The following is a 19771-nucleotide window of genomic DNA, read 5'->3' as shown; positions in this document are numbered from 1 at the left end:
ATTAATTAATTTTTTGCATCATCGGCTGGCAAATGAGTCTGGTCAATCGCCAACTGCATAACCTTCGTGAAGCGTTCGTCAAGTTCAGCACCTTGCATCTTAAAGAAGCCACCAATCTCTTGAATGATGAATCCAAATAGCGTGGAACGGTATAAGGTATTCTCTACGCGAGCCGAATCATCCAACTGTAATGGTTTAAACATATCTTGATATAACTGAACAATTGCCTTACGAGAACGTGGAATTCTTAGATTGTCATTTAAATCTAGTAGTAACGGTGCCAAGCCACGATGATGTACACAAGCTGCCCGGAATTCCTGGGCAAAGGCCATCAACGCTTCATCACCATCAATCCCCGTAATTTTTTCCGTTAAGCGATCCGCAACATTTTGTACAAATTGGAGGCCAACCTGATCCAATAAATCACTCAAGCTATCAACATAATTATAAATCGATTGTGGCCGCACATCCAAAACTAACGCTAGATCCCGAATTGTTAACCCGTTAATTCCTTTACTCTCAATTAACTGATTAGCTGTTGCTAATACTTTTGCCTGTGTCAGTGTTCTTCTCTTTACCATTATGCTCCCCCATTTATCGGTTTATTTCGTTTATCATTATAACCCAAACTGTTCAAAAACCGAGATGAAACGCATATTTTTATCGAAATTAATATAATTGATGGGTTTTGTGGCTATTTTTTGACCAATAAATACAATCATCTAATTAAGCCCACCAATTATGATCAGAATAGCGGTAGTAAATTAGTTTACACTGATTACAGTCTAATATTTATTAAATTATTTAAATCGATAATTATAATTATCAATTAGTTGTTTCATTAGTTGATTCTAAATAGTTACGCAGTCACAATAGGCAACAAACAATGAAACCACTCATAATCTCGTCACAATACTGGCCGATGCCACTCATTTATTTGATATTACAACTAGGACAACACTTAACATTAAATCCATATAATTCCACGTAACCAGCAATTAACACTAGTTGTGTTAGCTACTGACCAAACAATTTCCACGTCTATGAGACATTCTGAGGTCTGCCTGTCCCATATTGGTCAACAATGCTTTACTTTGATTCTAGGAATCTAATCCTAACCACTCTATAATAACCATATTCAAACTAAAGCGAGGGAATATAAATGACAACGCAACAAATCAAAATTCACATACTTCATACTGGTCTTGTCAAAGTGGACAAGGCTTTGCCATTCCACGGTCAGTATCGCAACCCACTGGCCTTCACCGGTCTATTTCGAAGTGCGCGCAATCAAATAACGCTCCCCGTCTCCAGTTACCTCATTGAGCATCCTAAAGGGTTATTACTCATCGATACCGGTTGGCATAAGACGGTTCGCAAGAGTAATTGGCAAGAACTTGGTCCACAAGTCCAAATCAACACTGGTTATTTACCGGCTGGTTGGGCCATCGATGAACGCTTAGCAGCCCTTGGATACACTCCAGAAGATTTAGACTACGTGCTTCTCAGTCACCTACATTGTGACCATGTTAGCGGTTTAAAGCATGTGCAAACTGCCAAACACATTCTTGTATCTCAGCCAGAATGGCAAATCGCCAATCGCTTACCACTCGTCTACTTACCGCACGAATGGCATGGTGTTAAGGTTCAAACCTACGACTTTTCTCAAACCGGTATCGGACCTATTGGCGAAAGCTACGATGTATTTGGTGACGGCAGTGTCTTACAAGTGCATACCCCTGGTCACGCTAACGGGATGGCTGCGACATTAATTCGCGGAGCAGATGGGCATTTTATCTTGCTTGCGGCCGATACCGGTTACGCTAATATTTCTTGGGAGAAGATGTTGACACCAGGAATTTGTACAAGCCGTAAAGCCGCCATTACCTCACTCGGATGGATACGGGAGCAAGCCCACCGTCAAAATTGTATTGCAACACTAGCTAACCATGATCCTCAAACTGATCAACAAGTCTTGTCATTACCGTATTAGCATATTTTTTACAAGTCGATTCATAAAAGTTGCAATATTAGTCGCATCACCATGCGCTAGCGCCCAAGTTATCGCGGTTAGAGCACTACTGGCATAAAGTCGTAAGACAAAGTCACGTGGTACTTCCAGCTCAAGATCTGGTAGCAGTGGATTTAAATAGTGTTGTAGGCTAATTAAATAGCGCTGACTCAAATCCGCATGCTCAGTATGAATCATTAATAGTACGTTAAGCAATGCTTCATCCGCAACCAATGCCTGATATAAAGCAATTAATCCCGCATCATTCGTTAATACGGTCATTCGTTGTCCCAATAGTTGTTCAAATTTAGTCGCTTGCATTGTGACTAAGTGTTCCAGTAGTGCGTATTTATCTTGATAGTGATGGTAAAACGTACTGCGTCCCACTAACCCCGCTTTACAAATATCGTTAACCGTGACCTTAGCAAAGGGTTTCATTCGACAAGCTTGAATAAACCCTGCTTCTAGGTCCCGGTTTGTTTTGATGGTACGTAAATCTTGCGCTGCCATTAAGCTGCATTCCTTTCGTTAATAAATCACCTATTTAATTCAGCAATTATTATTACTAATTAAGGTCTCTAATAGCTTGATCTATAAATAACACTTTTCAAGCACCCCATCTTAAAAAGTTCGGTTTATTCTTCAGCCACATCATGCCATCACACCAAATAACGGCCATATTCTGATAGGCTTGTTCTTCAAACTGGTACCATTGATCTAGTTAATCAAATCGTCACTTAATGACCGCAACCGACGAAAAGCACCCCGGCTACTAATTGCTATCTCTAGCGTCTCAGCTTGCCGACCCACGGACAATTGGGCAATGCAAGCTTCCATAACTTGATAGTCATTAATGTCGAATTTAGCAGGTCATTTAATTTCATTAGAACCACTCCGCCAAGTTAACTTCTGAACTATAAGTCTACTGTATCGCATTTGTACTAAAACTACTACTACTGGCCATTTTCCTTATATTACGTTGAACGCTAAAATCATTAGTGCCTTATTGGTGTCACAACTTAATCTCACGAACTGGAAATAACAAAATGACTCAAAAAGTGTGCTGGTCGTCTAACGAAACATTAGACGACCAGCACACTTTTTATAAGTTTATTAATGCAACAATTTTAAAATCTTATTGTTCCCGTTCCAACACCGTCACAGATTCAATATGTGGCGTTTGTGGGAATTGGTCCACGGGTTGAACCGGGGCACTAATATGGTACCCGTATTCCGCAAACCGTTGGACGTCCCGAACTAAGGTCGATGGGTTACAACTAATGTAAACCACCCGTTTAGGGGCCATCTCACCAGCACTCTTGATAAAGTCAGCATCCAAGCCTTTACGTGGGGGATCGACCACGATCACGTCGGGCTTAATGCCATCTTCCTGCCATTTTGCCATGGCCTTTTCAGCACTATCTAAGACAAACTTGGCATTAGTAATGCCATTTTTATCCGCGTTTTGCCGCGCGTTATCAATCGCTGCCGGTACAATTTCCACACCGTAAACTTGCTTGGCATGTTGGGCCATCGTTAACGAAATCGTTCCGATACCGGAATAAGCATCAATCACCGTCTCGTTACCAGTCAAACCAGCCTGATCAATGGCTAATTGATAAAGCTTTTCAGTTTGTTGTGGGTTAACTTGGTAGAAAGATTGCGCTGAAATCGCAAACGTTAAGCCCAGTAACTGATCATCGATAGTCGACTTACCAGCTAAGACGTTGTTAACCGGCCCTAAAATCACGTTAGTCTTCTTGGAATTAACGTTTTGGATCACACTAACGACTTCTGGTAACGCCGCCTGAATCTCTTGTGTGACCACGTCAGCCATTGGCAAGTGTTTCGTCCGTGTCACAATCACGATCATCATCTCATGGCTGTAATAGCCACGCCGAACCATGATCGTTCGAATCGTCCCACTATGATGGAATTCATCATAAGCGGCTTCATGATACTTCCGTAAGATATCGCGAACCACCACGATGGCCTTATCAATTGCGGGATCTTGAATATAATAATCTTCAATTGGCATTAATTGATGGCTATTTTTCTTATAAAATCCAGTCGTTAATTGTCCTTGAACTTGGCGTACTGGTACTTGGGCCTTGTTCCGATACTGGGTCGGGTTGGCCATCCCAATCGTTGGTAAGACTTCCACGTCATCCATGTGGACTTTAGCAAATAGTTCAGCCACTTGGTGCTGCTTGAACTTCAACTGCTCGCTGTATTCCAAGTGTTGCAGTGGGGCAATCCCCGTTTGCCGATAAACGCGACCTTTTGGATTGACCCGGTGTGGACTCACTTGATTGATTTTTTCAACGTCACCAAACGCAAAGTTCTTCGTTGTCTTCGTGACCTTAACCGTGATTTTTTCTTCCGGTAACGCATTTTCGATAAAGATTGGGTAGTTATCGACTTTGGCAACACCCATGCCCTGATAGGTTAAATCCATGATAGTGACGTCTAAGACTTCACCCTTATGCACTGGTAAATTAACTTTCATTTGTTTCCTCTTGCTTTCTTTGTTAGTGACCTTATTATTTTTAATTGCTGACTAGTAGCCACTGCTCCAGTCAACTAGTGGTATCTCAACTTGTTGATGTGGTACTTCACAGCGCATTTTATAAAACCAGGTTCATCAAACTTACCGCTCGCACTGCTATTCTAACTGCCAAAACGTGTAATCTCAGCCGTGCATGCCACCGGTTACGCCAGTAGATCATTACCAAAATCGTAATCATTCACTGGCTAGATAATGCTTCCGCACCCTCGCTGAAAGCCACGCTCTTAAAAAAATTACCGTCCACCATTGTATCGGTAAACGGTAATTTAAGCAAGTTATTCTATTTTTCGTCGTCTTCAGCCGCTGCTGGCAACTGATCAACCGCCGAAACAAAATGCCGTTCAGCATCTTCTAATTCTGGATCCGTATCCGTGATCGCTTCATCTGGAATTCGGTCCGTATCTGCAAACATCTCAATATGCTGCTTCAAATTACGGAACGTCATCGGTGCATCACCACCGTATTCACCATCTAAGTTGATCATCAACCGATCTTGATCTACCGGCTTAGCAACGACCTTGCTTGTCTTCACATAGATAATGCTGGGATCATTGATATGCTTGCCACCATTGAGCACTAACGTCATCAGGTGTAGCATCTTCGCCAGATTACTCGTCTTCACAATGATCATCGTGAATTTACCATCATCTAACGATGCGTCTGGCACCAATTGCTCAAAGCCGCCGACCGAATTAGTTAGTGCTAGGAAGAACATCGAAGCCTTGCCTTGATAATGGCCACCATCATACTTCAAATCCATCTCAACCGGTTTTACCCGGGGAAGCAACTCAGCCCCCTTGGCTAAATATGCCGCATACCCAAAAATTGATTTTAATTGTGACGGCACGTCATAGGTCAACTCGGTTAGCATGCCACCCGCCGCGATATTAATGAAGTACTGTTCGCCAGCTTGACCAATGTCCATCTTGACCGTCTGATCTTTCAAAACCACCTTAGCCGCCGCAACCGGATCATTACGTGGAATCCGCAGCGCCCGGGCATAATCGTTGGTTGTACCTGCCGGAATAATTGCCATCTTAGGCCGCCGTTTCAACCCAGCTAACCCGTTTACCACTTGATTGATGGTCCCATCGCCACCAGCTGCTACAATCAGTTCAAACCCGTCCTTGGCACAGCGCCGCGCTTCATCAGCCGCCGAGTTGGGAGCTGGTGTCGTTGCGTATGCGCTAGTCTCATAACCAGCTTGTTCAAAAATACCAAGAATTTCAACTAAATCGTGGGCCAACGCCTCACGTCCAGAAGTCGGGTTATAAATAAGTCGTGCCCGTTTACGCATGTTTCCTATTCCTCCGCTCACACGGTCGGGTGTTCAGTGGTTGGCGTTGACCAACTACTAGTCATGGAATCGTCATCTAGATTCAACACCCCAACGACCTACTCGAATTTACCGTGCTTTTAATGATGTCATTAATAATTGATTGACGACTTTCGGGTTCGCTTGACCACGCGTCTTCTTCATGATTTGACCCACAAGGAAGCCCACGGCCCGATCTTTCCCGTTCTTAAAGTCATCAATCGATTGTTGATTATTATCCAATACGTCATCAACAATTGGTTGTAACTTCGCCGGATCAGACAACTGAACTAAGCCCTTGTCATTGACCCATTGAACCGGTTCTGAGCCTGCCATGATGGCCTTGAAGACCTTCTTAGCAATTTTACTTGAAATAGTCTCATCCGAAATCATCTTGATCATCCCAGCTAAGTTAGTTGGCGTCAAGTCAGTCGCTAACAAATCAACTTTATGCTCGTTCAAGTACGCGTTAACGTCCCCTTGCAAGTAGTTTGAAGCTAACTTAGGATCCGCACCTTCAGCAACCGTTGCATCAAAGAAGTCAGACATTTCCTTAGTTTGGGTTAACACACCCGCATCATAGGCCGTCAAACCAAATTCATTGATGTAACGTTCACGCCGCGAACCAGGCATTTCTGGAATGGTCTTCTTAACGGATGCAATCCAGTCATCATCGATATCGACAGCTGGAATATCAGGTTCTGGGAAGTAACGGTAATCATCGCTACCTTCTTTGACCCGCATTAAGATCGTTTGGCCCGTTGTTTCATCAAAACGCCGCGTTTCTTGTTGAATCTTACCACCGGCCATGAGAACCTGTTGTTGCCGTTGTTCCTCATATTCCAGTGATTTCCGAACATAGTTGAAGGAGTTCAAGTTCTTCATTTCGGTCTTTACACCGTACTTATCAGAACCCGCTGGTCGAATCGAAATGTTAACGTCGACCCGCATTGACCCTTCTTCCATCTTAACATCCGAAACGCCCGTAAATTGAATCCGTTGCCGCAATGCTTCACAGTAAGCATAAGCTTCTTCTGGGGAGGCAATATCTGGCTTAGACACAATTTCAATCAACGGCGTCCCTTGCCGGTTTAAATCGACATAGGAATAATCGTTTTCATGGGTGTTTTTCCCGGCATCTTCTTCAATATGCATTTCTTCGATACCGATTTTTTTCTTCTTACCATCAACTTCGATTTCAATCCACCCATCATGGGCAATTGGTTTTTCGTGCTGCGTAATTTGGTAAGCTTTCGGGTTATCTGGATAGAAGTAGTTTTTCCGGTCAAAGTACGTATGATGCTCTATGTCCGCGTGCAAAGCCGTTGCTGCTTTGATTCCAGCTTCGACCACGCCCTTGTTAGGCGTTGGTAATACCCCGGGATATCCCCAGTCGATCACGTTCGTGTTGGCATTTGGTTCCGAACCAAATTGCACGGGTGAGGGACTAAAGATTTTTGAGTTGGTCTTTAACTCAACGTGGACTTCCAAACCAATCGTGGTTACAAAATTCATTAGTTAGCACCTCCGACTTTCGGGGTTTGCTTGTAAACTTGCGTCGCTTGTTCAAAGGCATAGCCCGCTTGATACATCGTACTTTCGTCAAACGCCTTACCAATTAATTGCAAGCCAACTGGTAACCCATCTGCAAACCCAGCTGGTACCGACATCCCTGGCAAGCCAGCTAAGTTGACTGGAATCGTCAAGACGTCGTTCATATACATTGTGATTGGATCAGATAATTCGTCACCTAACTTAAAAGCTGGGGTTGGCGCAACTGGTCCCATAATTAAGTCATAATCTTCAAAGACCTTATTAAAGTCATTAATGATCATCGTCCGAACTTGGCCCGCTTTGTGGAAGTAAGCATCATAATAACCAGCTGAGAGGGAGAATGTTCCTAACATAATCCGGCGCTTAACTTCGTCACCAAAACCTTCTGAACGACTACGAACATAGACGTCTTCCAAGTTCTTGACATCGTCCGCCCGGAAACCGTAACGAATCCCATCAAACCGTTGTAAGTTTGAGGAAGCTTCTGAAGACGCAATGATATAGTAAGCAGCCACACCGTAGCGACTGTTTGGTAAGGAGACTTCTTCAACCGTCGCACCTAAGTCTTCAAACTGCTTGACTGCCTGCTGAATGACTTCACGAACTTTAGGATCGATGCCGTCACCCATATATTCTTTTGGTAACCCGATCTTCATACCCTTAATATCACCAGTCAAACCGGCCGTAAAGTCTGGTACAGTTTGTTTTGATGACGTGGTATCATGCACATCGTTACCCGCAATCATATTCAAAGCGGCCGCGTTATCCTTGACCGTCCGTGTCATCGGCCCAATTTGATCTAATGAAGATCCAAAGGCAATCAGACCCCAGCGTGAGACCCGACCGTACGTTGGTTTCATGCCGACAATTCCGTTAAATGATGATGGTTGCCGAATCGAACCACCCGTGTCAGAACCAAATGCAACCGGCACTTGACCAGAAGCCACTGCAACCGCAGAACCACCCGAAGAACCACCAGGCACCCGACTAATGTCCCAAGGATTACGCGTGACATGAAACGCCGACGTTTCAGTCGAACCGCCCATGGCAAATTCATCCATGTTAGTCTTACCAACGATCAATGCATTGCTGGCCAATAGCTTGTCAACCACCGTGGCGTTGTAGACCGGCACGAAGTTTTCCAACATCTTAGAAGCCGCCGTCGTTGTTAGATTCTTCGTCACAATGTTATCCTTAACCGCCACTGGAATCCCAGCAAAAAGGTTATTGGCGTCAATGCCGTTTTGATCCAAGGCAGTAGCCTGTTGTAAGGCCTGTTCTTCATTCAAATTCAAGAAAGCCCCAAGCTTAGGGTCAACCTGAGTCATATTTTCAAAAGTGGCCTTAGCTAGTTCAGTGGCACTGATTTTTTTATTAACCAGGTCAGCATGTAAACTAGTTAGATTTTGGTCGAAATAAGTCATTATTCACCGTCCCCACTTTCATCAATAATTGCTGGCACTTTGATTAAGCCGTTAGCCGTTTCCGGTGCATTCTTCAATAATGCTTCCCGAAGTGCTTCGTCGCTCTTAACCGCCACGTCTTCACGCAACGTATTCGTATGGTCACTCATCCGTGACGTTACGGGTACGCCCGTTGTATCAACCGTGCTTAATTCCTCGAACATACCGATAATTTTTTCCAGTTGTGGCGTGAACATCGCTAATTGGTCTGGTGTAAATTCCAACTTAGCCAAGCTCGCAACGTGTTGGACTTGTTCGGCATTAATTCGTTCTTCAGCCATCAGATTTCCTTCTTTCTCAAATCTTACTTAATATAATTTAATTAATCGTCGCCCTGGTCACTAAAGACATGGGTGTAATAAGAACTGCCCTTCGCTGTTCTGGCCAGGAAGCTTTGAATATCGCCATTGGCACTCTTGACCGTAATCTCAACCGGCACACCGGATGGTAAATAACGTTTAGCAGCCGTGGCTAAGTACTGCGTAAAGCTAATAATTTCCGTTTCACTGTAGAACTTAGTCGTGATGTTAACACTTAATTTACTCAACGACTTGTCCTTGTAATGAGCATTCGCTGTTACACCAGACAAGTTCGGGAAGAAGTTCTGCACGTGGGACTTAAACTGACTAAAGTCCGACTCATCATTACTATTAGCACCCGAGTTCTTCGATTCAGAGGTCGCTGGGAAGACATAATTCTTCCAGTTCAACGACGTCCAGTTCGAGATCGAAGTTGAACCGTTCTTGGAGACGGCATAAGCAATCATGTCACCCCCAACTAAGCTATCATTGGAAGATTGCTTATAAAGTGCCAACACAATCGGCACATTCTTCAAAGCTGAACGTTGACGTAGGCGTTGCAGGACAGTATTGGCCATCTTCTTACCTTGCGCCGTTAACTCGGTCGTTGAAATGTTGGTTTCATAAGTGGCGCCATACTCAACCTTCGTATAATAATCGACCGAGTTCATTCCCAAGCCAATCGTTACACCACCAAGTGACAGCTTACTGCCATTTTGAACCATGTAATCTTGTTCTTCAAGTTGTTGTAAGTAAATTGGGTTCCGAGTATTCGGATCCTTCTTACCATTATTCTCCGGGTTCAACCCTTCTGAATTACTGCTTGATTTACGTCCAAGCCAATTTTCAACCGTCGATGAGCTTAAATACTGACCTTCTTGGAAGACGTATTTACTCGTTGGAAAGACTTTTTTAGACACGTCCAATAAGCCACTTTCAAAGCTCTTCAAGTTCATGACGTTATCATTTTGTGAGACCACGACGCCTCGGGACTTACTCGTCCGATAACGGCCATTTTTGATCACCCCTTGATAGAACTCGCTATCAGCAGTTCCAGTGGTGGTCGTTGTTTTCGTTCCAGTCGTTGTCGTACTACTACTAGTCGACCCAAAGGACGAATTCTTTAAATTACCGCAGGCGGCTAGAACAATGGCAGCCACTGCTACTAGACCCATCGTGCGTATGCGTTTGACATTCACGCTTGTGTATCCTCCCTCATTGTTTCGCTGAACCGGGCTTCATCCCATACGGTAATGTCCAGCTGCTGTGCTTTTTGCAACTTACTTCCGGCATCGCTACCTGCAATCACGAGGTCCGTCTTCTTCGAGACACTCCCCGTTACCGTGGCGCCGTGGGCTTGTAGCCACTGAGTCGCATCTGGCCGGGTAAAGCTTTCCAGCTTACCCGTTAAGACGACCCGCTTACCTGCAAACCAACTATTACTATCTGCTGCCACGGTGGCACTAGGGCCCTGATACGTGGTATTCACATTGACCGCTTGCAATTCACTGATTAACGTATGCACTTCGTCGCTTTCAAAGTACTGTACCACGGCGTTAGCAATCACGTCACCCATTGAATCAATCGCCGCAATTTCTTCCTGACTAGCCACCATCAACGCTTCGATCGTACCAAAATGTTGCGCAATTAAGCGCGCCACTTTAGCACCGACGTGCCGAATACCAAGACCGAACAATAACCGTTCAAGTGAATTATCACGGCTACGGTCAATTGATGTCAAGAGCTTTTCAGCAGATTTATCTTTTATTTTATCTAATGTTAAGAGTTGTTCTTTAGTTAACCGATATAGACCGGCAACATCACTGACTAACTGATTGGCGTATAGCTGCGCAATAATCCGTGGGCCGAGGCCGTCAATATTCATCGCATTGCGGGAAGCGAAGTGGACCAATCCTTCTTGGACTTGAGCGGGACACTTCGGGTTAATACACCGCAAAGCTACTTCATCTTCCAAATGAACCAGTGGTGCGTCACAGGATGGACAATTCGTTGGAATAACTAACGGTTGGGCATCCTTAGGTCGTTTGGTTAGATCAACCGATGAGATTTCGGGAATGATATCACCCGCTTTATGCAGTAAAACGGTATCCCCGATGCGCACATCCTTCGCCGCCACGTAATCGGGATTGTGTAAAGAAGCACGGGCAACGGTCGTCCCAGCTAATTGAACGGGTTCCATCACAGCAGTAGGTGTAACCACCCCCGTCCGTCCAACGGTCCATTCAACGTCGATTAGCTGGGTTGGTTGCTCATCAGGTGGAAACTTATAAGCAATGGCCCAGCGCGGTACCTTAACCGTCGCACCTAGCGAACGTTGTAGTGGTAACGGATTAGCTTTGATCACGATGCCGTCAATACCGTAAGCCAATTCTGGTCGCTCATTTTGATAATGGTCAATGTAACTAAAGACGTCAGCCATCGAATGGGCCACTTTAAAATCTGGATTGATGGCAAAACCTAGATCCGCAAATTCGGTCAACATCTCGCTCTGAGTCCGCGCTGTCAATGGTTCATAATCCGCAACGTTATACATAAATGTACTCAATTGGCGTTCCGCCACAACTCGTGAATCCAACTGTCTTAGGGTTCCAGCCGCCGCATTCCGCGGATTGGCAAAGACTGGCTCGCCCGCCGCTTCCCGCCGTTCGTTTAAGGCAGCAAACGCCGCTTTCGGCATGTAACACTCGCCACGTACCTCAATGGTCAGTGGTCGCGTCAAGCGCTGGGGAATTGACTTGATTGTCTTAATATTAGTCGTAATATCTTCGCCAACCGTACCGTTACCACGCGTTGATCCTTGAACGAGCACGCCATCTTCGTAACGTAATGACAGTGCTAACCCATCAATCTTCAACTCGCAATTATAATCGACCTGATGACCGACATTTTGTTCCAAGCGATCCACAAATTCTTGCAATTCAGCTTGTGAAAAGACGTCACCCAGTGACAACATTGGAATCTCGTGAGTCACTTTATCAAAGCCTGATTTAACCGTGCCACCAACTAACTGGGTCGGCGAATCCGGCGTAACTAGTTGTGGAAAGGTTTGTTCAAGTTCCACTAACCGTTCATACTGTTGATCATAGACATTGTCTTCCACGTTCGGCGCATCTTCGTCATAGTACTGCCGACGCCATTCATTTAACGTTTGCCGTAAAGTGGCCGCTTCATCAGCTGCTCGCTCAACGGTCATTGTGTTGGGTTTGTCCGCCATCAGCTAGTCCTCCTAACTAATTCTGTACTTTTTGGATTGGTGCAAATGCTGCTAATAACCGCTTAATTCCTTCAGACTTAAAGGCAATATCCAATTCAGCATCCTCACCGGCACCCGTTACTTTTACAACTGTTCCAGTGCCCCACTTACGATGCTTGACCTTGTCACCAATCGACCAACTATTCTTATCAGCACCCGTACCACTCGCCTTTTTGACCGTGGCCCGCGTACCAACAGGATTCTTCTTATACGATGGTGTAAAGGCGCGACGTTCACGATCCGCACCAAATGGGACTTTGGGGCCAGTGCTACTAGCGCCATCCAACGTATTTTCATTTTTGAGCAATTCTGGTTCGATTTCTTCAACGAAACGAGAAGCGGGATTATTCTGCCGCCGACCATATAACATCCGTGAGTACGCGTTAGTCAAGTACAGTTTCTTCTCAGCTCGCGTGATCCCAACATAAGCTAGTCGCCGTTCTTCTTCTAGCTCATCTTCGTCCATCATTGCCCGTGAGAGTGGAAAGATTCCTTCTTCCATCCCAATCAAGAAGACGACTGGAAATTCTAGCCCCTTCGCCGCGTGCAACGTCATCAACGTCACTGCTTGAGGTTCTTCTTCAACGTTATCAACGTCCGAAACTAGTGCCAAATCCGCTAAAAAGTCAACAAACTTATCACTATCTTCATCTTCTGGCTGATAGCTGTCATCGAATTGCTTCGTCACAGACAAAAATTCTTCGATGTTTTCGATCCGTGCTTGCGCTTCTAATGATTTTGTTGCTTTGGCATCTTTCAAGGCCTTCATGTAGCCCGTACGGTCAAGGATTTCTTGCGTCAGGTCCGTCACAGACAAGTATTCCCGCATGGCGCGCAATTCGTTCATTGTCGCTGCAAACTTCGCCAACGCACCTTTAGCACGCGCCGAAATACCGTTAGCCATATCGACATTGCTAGCCGCTTCCAACATAGAATAACCTGCTTCGTCCGCAAATAACCGTAACTTTTCAACACTCGTCTGACCAATGCCCCGCTTAGGCTCGTTAACGACCCGTTCAAAATTCATCGAATCCTGGTCGTTCACAGCCAAGGTTAAGTAGGATAAGACATCCCGAATTTCTTTACGATCATAGAACTTATTGCCACCGACCATCGTGTACGGAATATTCGCCTTAACAAGGGATTCTTCCATAACCCGGGACTGTGCGTTTGTCCGATAAAGAATCGCAAAGTCACCATAATCAAGCTTATCCGCCTGCATGCTTTCTTGAATCTTCGCAATCACAAAGTGCGTTTCGTCACTTTCGCTTTGACCACGATAATAGGAAATCTTGTCACCCGGTTCGTTTTCGGTCCATAACTTCTTGGGCCGCCGAGTTGAATTATTGTTAATAACTGCATTCGCCGCCGACAAAATTGTCTTGGTCGAACGGTAATTTTGTTCCAACATGACCGTGTCGGCCTGCGGGTAATCCTTCTCAAAGTCAAGAATATTTTCCATGTTGGCACCCCGCCAGCCATAGATTGACTGATCAGCATCCCCAACCACACACAAATTCTTATACTTGTCAGCTAACATGTTGACCAACGTATACTGCGCATTGTTCGTATCTTGATATTCGTCCACGTGAATATAATGGAATTTATTTTGATACCACGCCAGCGTTTCAGGATTCTGTTTAAATAGCTGAATCGTCAACATAATCAAGTCGTCAAAATCAACTGCTTGATCAGCGGCCAACTCACGCTGGTATTGCAAATAAACATCCGCCACGACACTCTCAAAAGGACTTGCAGCCGATTCTTTGTACATTTCTGGCGTCTGCAAATCATTTTTAGCATTTGAAATTGCGGATAAAATCGAACGTGGATCAAATTTTTTCGAATCGATATTTTGTTCCGTCAGGATTCGTTTAACTAGTGTCCGTTGTTCACTGGTTCCCGCAATCGTAAAGGCCCGGTTATATCCAATCTGTTCAATATCGCGTCGTAAGATTCGGACACACAGGGCATGGAACGTCGAAACCCATACTTCCTGCGCCGATTCACCTAGCAACTTACCGACCCGTTCACGCATTTCACGAGCGGCCTTATTCGTAAAGGTAATTGCTAAAACGTTCCAAGGGTTGACCCCTTGTTCTTCAATTAAATAAGCTACCCGATGCGTCAGTACCCGGGTCTTTCCTGAGCCCGCACCGGCCATAATTAGTAGCGGTCCTTCTGTGTCTAAAACGGCTTCCTGTTGCTTGTCATTCATTCCTGCCAATAGGCTTTCTTTCGACACGCTGTTCGCCACCCTTTCTAAAAATCAGTCACCAAACATTATAGCAAATTTTGGCCGTGATTGCTGAACTTTAAGGTCATCATCACTCCTCAAAATCACGGTTTTACCATACGCAGTGACACCCATATTAATTTTACAACATCTGGCATTCACAAGAAAACGGATTAGCTTCAATATTAAGATACCTTAAGTCATTCATTCGTTGACAGTTAATACTCAAGCTAAGCGCCTGTGCTTGAACCCTTGCCCGCACAAAAAAGAATCCAATTCATAAATAAATTGGATTCTAATCACCACTCATTCAAGACCGCTTGCCTTAACTGCTAGTGCCCTGCTTTGAATAGCTATATTTTAATATTACGTATTGTGCGTGCAAATTATTATTGAGTGTGAACGATGATCAAACAACCATGCTGGCTCTTAAGGCCAAAAGCGACCAGCTGAAGTTTATTAAACTAGCTTAGCCAGTGTACCCTATGCCGACTTGCAGATAGTTATGCCAATTACCCAAGCGACGAATAAGAATCCTGTTAATAGCATGTCTTAATCATTATTCATGACACAAATTAACTAGCCGAACACGGTTAATTATTTAGTAACGCCCGTGTTTTCATTAGTTACAGCACCCACCCATGGCCTACTCGGCTTCGGTGTCGTTATCAGCCGGTGTCGTTTTACCAAACTGCCAGATACTGGTATCTTCAATCTGTTCGAGCGCTTCCTTGACACTCGGCGCCTCCACTAACACATGACCAGCAACCGGTGCTCGGTGCGCTTGTAACAGTGTCCGGTGGTAGAAGTTAAAGAACCAGTTAGTCTTGATCTGCCACTGTGTCCGAATACCACTCTCCTGAGCTGGCGTAAAGTAGGCTGCAACTACGGGCATCAATTGTTTGACCGGCATCAACGGCAACCCTGCGATTGCTCGCAAATGTTGTTCAGCCATACTGATATTCGTTGCCCGTTCAAACACATACCCAGCTTGGTGCATAGCTGGGACGATGCGCTTCACATACAGATTACCACTCTCCGTTAAGAAGAAGGCGACTTCAAAGACACCAGTATAACTCAGGTTATCACTAATTTCTTTCGTGATCCGCAACATTTCATCATTCACCGCCGCATCAATTTGCGCCGGGACAATCGAAGCAACCAACTCGTGATTGCGATACCGGTTCTCAACCGTTGGGAAGAACGCTGTCGTATCACCACTTTTGGCACCAAACACGGAGAGTTCTTTATCATATGGGATCAGTGACTCTAACAAATAGGTGCCCCAATCCAACAGATCAGCTGCCTTGACAATATCAGTCTGCGTCTTAATGACGAGCTGTCGATTCTGACCCAAGCCCTTCTGAATCGGCTTCAGAATACTTGGGTAACCAATTGAGCCAATTGATTGGTAGACATCATCCAGACTCACGATTGTGGCTGACGGTGCTACGTTCAAATTAAGTTGGCTAAAAAATGCCCGTTCCAAAGAGCGGTCTTGCGTAATTTCTAGCGCATCGGCACCTTGGGGAACCCGGGTGTGGGCCGCCAAAAACTTAATGACCGACGCATCAATGGTTTCCGATTCATAAGTCACCATATCGCAGCGTTCCGCAAAATTTTGTAACTGTTGTTGGTCATTGAGGGCCCCGACAACGCGAAAATCTGCCAGTTCCATGGTCTCAGTATTTTCGTTATCGCCGTATACCCCGACATTGATGCCAGCATTACGCGCGGCAATTACTAATCCAACACCATTAGTACTACTTCCAATAATGCCAAGCGTACCACCTGGGTTTAAAATCGAGTTGTCCACTTCAGTCCCTACTTTCCTATGCTTTAAATAATTATAATCTGATTATTGAATCACTTTTAGCGTACATTATCCTGTAACAATCATACTTGCTGACGCGCATGGTTGCAAGTTTATCACTGCTTTTTTCGGCGGGCGTTCCGGCGCTTGACCCGTTTGAGCCAGAACCCACCAGAAATGTAGCGTGGCTCATAGGCAATCACAAACGCGTTGGGTGCAGCATCCTTAATCAAGCCGTATAGCCGGCGCTCATTCTTCCGCGGCGCCAATATTTCTAGCTCTAACCGCTCACCTTCTAAGCCGTAAGCGGCATGTTGTGTCACCCCAAAACCATTTTCGCGAAGCACCCCAGGTAATGACGACTTGGGATCAGGTAAAATAACTGAAATCATCGTGTAACCTAATGCCAAATGATCTTCAATCACCATACCAACATACACCCCGACACCGTAGCCTAACGCATATACGACTAAGTTAATCGGATTATGCAGCCGATCCAAGACAAGCGACAATCCTAACACGTAAATCGTAATCTCAATCACACTCGCAAATGCCGCAAAATACCGGTACCCACGCATTACGAGTAGAAAACGGACAGTATTTAACGTAATGTAAGCAAAGTTGATGACAAAAATAAGGACGAGCATCCCAATGTCAACGTGCATCACAATCCCCGCTTTCTTAGCTTAATCCTAGTCCTCCGAAGCAAAGTGTACCCGATCACCATCAAATGACGTAATCTGGGCTAATGATTCCAATCGGACACCTCGATCAGCAATCAGTTGATGACCAGTTTGGAAGACCTTTTCAATCACGATCCCGACCCCCGCGATTTTGACGTGGGCCTTGTCACAAATCTCAAACATCCCTTGAACCGCTTGACCATTGGCTAAGAAGTCATCAATTAACAAGACTTGATCATCCGCCTGTAAGAACTTCTTCGCAATCGAGATATGGTTAGACGTCTTCTTAGTGTAAGAATACACTTCGGCGGTATACAAATCATCAATTAACGTCACCGATTTGTGCTTACGCGCAAACACGACGGGCACGTGCATAGCTAACCCAGCCATGACTGCCGGCGCAATTCCTGATGATTCCACCGTCAAGATTTTAGTCACACCAGCATCTTGAAATAAGTGGGCAAATTCCGTTCCCATGGCAAACATCAAGTCAGGATCAACTTGATGATTCAAAAAGCCATCCACTTTCAATACTTCACCGGGAAGCACCCGACCATCTTTCAAAATACGTTCTTCAAGTTCTCGCATAGTACCCTCCTAGAATTATAACCGACATTAAAATACTGCAATTAGTTTGATTACTTTCTATCATACCGTTGTAAGTCATATTTTTGAATAATATTAATTAATTTTTGTGCATAACTTGGATCAGTCGCATAGCCAGCCGTCTGTAATGCTTGGGCGGCCGTCTGATAATCAGTGGCTTTAATAACTGCGGCGTAGTGCTGGGAATCCCAGGTTGTCCCATAAGCCAACTTTTTCGCATGATCGACAAGCGACGCGTGCCAACTATCGTAGACTGCAAAGCGGCGCTTGACCGTGTGATAGGCGCCATCATAATATTCTTGTGTCGTCATCAATCGTCCCGATGCGGACTTAACACCAAACAAATTGTTGTTTTCAGTCGCATTAGTGCTTTGACCCCAATCTGATTCTAGAATTGCTTGACTCAGTGTGATGCTCGCCAAGACATGATATTGTTGGTCGAGTTGTTGAGCAGCCGGGACTAAGTTCTTAATAAACGCAGTATGCGTCGTCGTTGGTGCGGTCGTCGTCACTTGTGATTTAGCCGCCCAATTATGCTGAATATACCAGACCATACCAACCATTGCCGTAATGACTAATAAGATATTGACCCATTGGAGGCGGCCCTTTTTAACAAATAATTGTGACCGCTGCTTTCGACGCGGTCGCCGCCGCTTAACTGCCACGTTACGCCCCCCTTTCTAGTAATCCCATTACATCCTGTGCTTGTTAATCTGTGCCATACATCCCGCTGAACACTAAATAATAGCTGACTCATCACCGATCACACTCTATTTTACCGACTTCTGAATTAATTTTACATGATTATCCAGCGCCAATTCTTTATTTTTTTGCTAAAATGTAAGTGTTCACATTCGATTAATTCTAGGAGGAATCTTTTAATGTCGAAAACTTATCGCTGGGCCATCGTCGGCCTTGGTAACATCGCACACAGTTTCGTTAAATATTTCAATCAGCCTGATGGGGAGATTTACGCTGTTTGTTCGCGTTCGCAGAAAAAAGCAAGTGCCTTTGCGGCCGAGCACAATATTCCTAAAGCCTATGGCAATTTAGCCGATTTACTGGCTGACGAACAAGTTGACATCGTTTACGTTGCAACACCGCATAACTATCACATCGACACAATTTTGCCCGCCTTACGCGCTGGTAAACACGTGCTCAGTGAAAAAGCAATCACCATGTCTAGTAACCAGCTCGCCATTGCCAAAGAAGTCGCGGCTAGCAATCACTTGATCCTAGCAGAAGCGATGACGCTCTACCATATGCCACTATATGAGAAACTCCATGATTTCGCTGCCGAACGTCATCTGGGTGATTTAAAGATGATTCAAGCTAGTTTTGGGAGCTTTAAAGAACCTGATCCCACTAATCGCTTCTTTAATCCCGACTTGGCCGGTGGTGCTCTGCTGGACATCGGCGTTTACGCCCTTGCCTTCGTTGAAGAATTCTTGACTGCTACGCCATACATTACTGGGACGACCATGCACCGATTCAGTAGTGGCGTCGACGAGTCCTCAACAATCACGTTACGAAATGCCAACGATGAACTGGCAACCATCGCCTTAACTTTCCGAGCCAAGATGCCTAAGCGGGGAATTGTAGCGTACGAAAATGGCTACTTTACCGTTGATACTTACCCACGTGCTGACAGTGCCACTTTCACGGATAATGCGGGACACGCTGAGACAATTACGGCTGGTGACAGCACTAACGCCATGAATTATGAAATTGCTGATATGCAAAAAATGGTTGCTGGCAAACTTCACAATACAAGTCTTGCCAAAACAACTGACGTCATGGATGTCATGACCGCCGCTCGCGCGCAGTGGGATTACCGCTATCCCTTTGAAAACTAGTTCCTAACTTTATTTAAAAGCAGCCTGAATACCGTGCGATGCCACGATTTTCAGGCTGCTTTTTGCAGTGTTTTAGGATTGCTAGTACGCAA

16 protein-coding genes are annotated in these 19771 nt (G+C 45.0%); 2 read left to right on the top strand and 14 right to left on the bottom strand.

Annotated elements, in window-relative coordinates:
- Nucleotides 1-5: 5 nt before the first annotated feature.
- Complete coding sequence (locus LP667_RS04575) at nucleotides 6-581, bottom strand: TetR/AcrR family transcriptional regulator (RefSeq protein ID WP_021730650.1); 576 nt, start codon at nucleotides 579-581, stop codon at nucleotides 6-8.
- Nucleotides 582-1162: 581 nt separating this feature from the next.
- Between LP667_RS04575 and LP667_RS04570 the strand changes: the two genes are divergently transcribed.
- A complete protein-coding gene (locus tag LP667_RS04570) occupies nucleotides 1163-1993 on the top strand; it encodes an N-acyl homoserine lactonase family protein (protein ID WP_021730651.1) in 831 nt (276 codons plus the stop codon).
- On the opposite strand, the gene LP667_RS04565 is transcribed toward LP667_RS04570, so the two are convergent.
- The 13 genes from LP667_RS04565 to LP667_RS04505 all read right to left on the bottom strand — a co-directional run bounded on the left by LP667_RS04565 (nucleotide 1982) and on the right by LP667_RS04505 (nucleotide 18488).
- Nucleotides 1982-2521: a TetR/AcrR family transcriptional regulator gene (locus tag LP667_RS04565; RefSeq protein ID WP_021730652.1), complete on the bottom strand. Its 540-nt coding sequence runs from the start codon at nucleotides 2519-2521 to the stop codon at nucleotides 1982-1984. The genes LP667_RS04570 and LP667_RS04565 overlap by 12 nt on opposite strands.
- Nucleotides 2522-3146: 625 nt before the next feature.
- Complete coding sequence (gene rlmD / locus LP667_RS04560; RefSeq protein WP_021730654.1) at nucleotides 3147-4520, bottom strand: 23S rRNA (uracil(1939)-C(5))-methyltransferase RlmD; 1374 nt, start codon at nucleotides 4518-4520, stop codon at nucleotides 3147-3149.
- 340 nt (nucleotides 4521-4860) lie between these two features.
- Nucleotides 4861-5877 carry a diacylglycerol kinase gene (locus LP667_RS04555; RefSeq protein ID WP_021730655.1) on the bottom strand — a complete coding sequence of 339 codons (1017 nt, stop codon included), beginning with the start codon at nucleotides 5875-5877 and terminating at the stop codon, nucleotides 4861-4863.
- Nucleotides 5878-5985: 108 nt separating this feature from the next.
- Complete coding sequence (gene gatB, locus LP667_RS04550; RefSeq protein ID WP_021730656.1) at nucleotides 5986-7410, bottom strand: Asp-tRNA(Asn)/Glu-tRNA(Gln) amidotransferase subunit GatB; 1425 nt, start codon at nucleotides 7408-7410, stop codon at nucleotides 5986-5988.
- Nucleotides 7410-8873, bottom strand: a complete 1464-nt coding sequence (gene gatA, locus LP667_RS04545) for an Asp-tRNA(Asn)/Glu-tRNA(Gln) amidotransferase subunit GatA (RefSeq protein WP_021730657.1) — start codon at nucleotides 8871-8873, stop codon at nucleotides 7410-7412. The genes gatB and gatA overlap by 1 nt, the downstream gene beginning before the upstream one ends.
- The gene (gene gatC / locus LP667_RS04540) at nucleotides 8873-9193 is read right to left on the bottom strand and encodes an Asp-tRNA(Asn)/Glu-tRNA(Gln) amidotransferase subunit GatC (protein ID WP_003641341.1); all 321 of its coding nucleotides are present in this window, start codon (nucleotides 9191-9193) and stop codon (nucleotides 8873-8875) included. The genes gatA and gatC overlap by 1 nt, the downstream gene beginning before the upstream one ends.
- Before the next feature lie 41 nt (nucleotides 9194-9234).
- A complete protein-coding gene (locus LP667_RS04535; protein ID WP_021730658.1) occupies nucleotides 9235-10410 on the bottom strand; it encodes a CamS family sex pheromone protein in 1176 nt (391 codons plus the stop codon).
- Complete coding sequence (ligA, locus tag LP667_RS04530) at nucleotides 10407-12446, bottom strand: NAD-dependent DNA ligase LigA (protein WP_021730659.1); 2040 nt, start codon at nucleotides 12444-12446, stop codon at nucleotides 10407-10409. The genes LP667_RS04535 and ligA overlap by 4 nt, the downstream gene beginning before the upstream one ends.
- 16 nt (nucleotides 12447-12462) lie before the next feature.
- Nucleotides 12463-14730: a DNA helicase PcrA gene (gene pcrA, locus LP667_RS04525; RefSeq protein ID WP_021730660.1), complete on the bottom strand. Its 2268-nt coding sequence runs from the start codon at nucleotides 14728-14730 to the stop codon at nucleotides 12463-12465.
- Between the two features lie 637 nt (nucleotides 14731-15367).
- Entirely contained in the window at nucleotides 15368-16537 is a 1170-nt protein-coding gene (locus LP667_RS04520; protein WP_021730661.1) for a 5-(carboxyamino)imidazole ribonucleotide synthase, read from the bottom strand.
- A 113-nt stretch (nucleotides 16538-16650) separates the two neighbouring features.
- Nucleotides 16651-17199 carry a DUF2179 domain-containing protein gene (locus LP667_RS04515; RefSeq protein WP_021730662.1) on the bottom strand — a complete coding sequence of 183 codons (549 nt, stop codon included), beginning with the start codon at nucleotides 17197-17199 and terminating at the stop codon, nucleotides 16651-16653.
- 27 nt (nucleotides 17200-17226) lie between these two features.
- Entirely contained in the window at nucleotides 17227-17805 is a 579-nt protein-coding gene (locus tag LP667_RS04510) for a xanthine phosphoribosyltransferase (RefSeq protein ID WP_033611415.1), read from the bottom strand.
- 50 nt (nucleotides 17806-17855) lie between these two features.
- Nucleotides 17856-18488: a glycoside hydrolase family 73 protein gene (locus LP667_RS04505; protein WP_021730664.1), complete on the bottom strand. Its 633-nt coding sequence runs from the start codon at nucleotides 18486-18488 to the stop codon at nucleotides 17856-17858.
- A 216-nt stretch (nucleotides 18489-18704) separates the two neighbouring features.
- Here LP667_RS04505 and LP667_RS04500 point away from each other — a divergent pair, with 216 nt between their 5' ends.
- Nucleotides 18705-19679: a Gfo/Idh/MocA family protein gene (locus LP667_RS04500; protein WP_021730665.1), complete on the top strand. Its 975-nt coding sequence runs from the start codon at nucleotides 18705-18707 to the stop codon at nucleotides 19677-19679.
- The last annotated feature ends 92 nt before the right edge of the window (nucleotides 19680-19771 follow it).

It is taken from the genome of Lactiplantibacillus paraplantarum (assembly GCF_003641145.1).
GTDB lineage: Bacteria > Bacillota > Bacilli > Lactobacillales > Lactobacillaceae > Lactiplantibacillus > Lactiplantibacillus paraplantarum.
Note: the sequence above shows the minus strand (reverse complement) of the source record. Positions and strands in the feature narration are given on the sequence as shown.

Excerpts from the sequence above, each read along its gene's own strand:
- LP667_RS04575 (WP_021730650.1), bottom strand. The coding sequence starts at position 581 with ATGGTAAAGAGAAGAACACTGACACAGGCAAAAGTATTAGCAACAGCT.
- LP667_RS04570 (WP_021730651.1), top strand. The coding sequence starts at position 1,163 with ATGACAACGCAACAAATCAAAATTCACATACTTCATACTGGTCTTGTC.
- LP667_RS04565 (WP_021730652.1), bottom strand. The coding sequence starts at position 2,521 with ATGGCAGCGCAAGATTTACGTACCATCAAAACAAACCGGGACCTAGAA.
- rlmD (WP_021730654.1), bottom strand. The coding sequence starts at position 4,520 with ATGAAAGTTAATTTACCAGTGCATAAGGGTGAAGTCTTAGACGTCACT.
- LP667_RS04555 (WP_021730655.1), bottom strand. The coding sequence starts at position 5,877 with ATGCGTAAACGGGCACGACTTATTTATAACCCGACTTCTGGACGTGAG.
- gatB (WP_021730656.1), bottom strand. The coding sequence starts at position 7,410 with ATGAATTTTGTAACCACGATTGGTTTGGAAGTCCACGTTGAGTTAAAG.
- gatA (WP_021730657.1), bottom strand. The coding sequence starts at position 8,873 with ATGACTTATTTCGACCAAAATCTAACTAGTTTACATGCTGACCTGGTT.
- gatC (WP_003641341.1), bottom strand. The coding sequence starts at position 9,193 with ATGGCTGAAGAACGAATTAATGCCGAACAAGTCCAACACGTTGCGAGC.
- ligA (WP_021730659.1), bottom strand. The coding sequence starts at position 12,446 with ATGGCGGACAAACCCAACACAATGACCGTTGAGCGAGCAGCTGATGAA.
- LP667_RS04515 (WP_021730662.1), bottom strand. The coding sequence starts at position 17,199 with ATGCACGTTGACATTGGGATGCTCGTCCTTATTTTTGTCATCAACTTT.
- LP667_RS04510 (WP_033611415.1), bottom strand. The coding sequence starts at position 17,805 with ATGCGAGAACTTGAAGAACGTATTTTGAAAGATGGTCGGGTGCTTCCC.
- LP667_RS04500 (WP_021730665.1), top strand. The coding sequence starts at position 18,705 with ATGTCGAAAACTTATCGCTGGGCCATCGTCGGCCTTGGTAACATCGCA.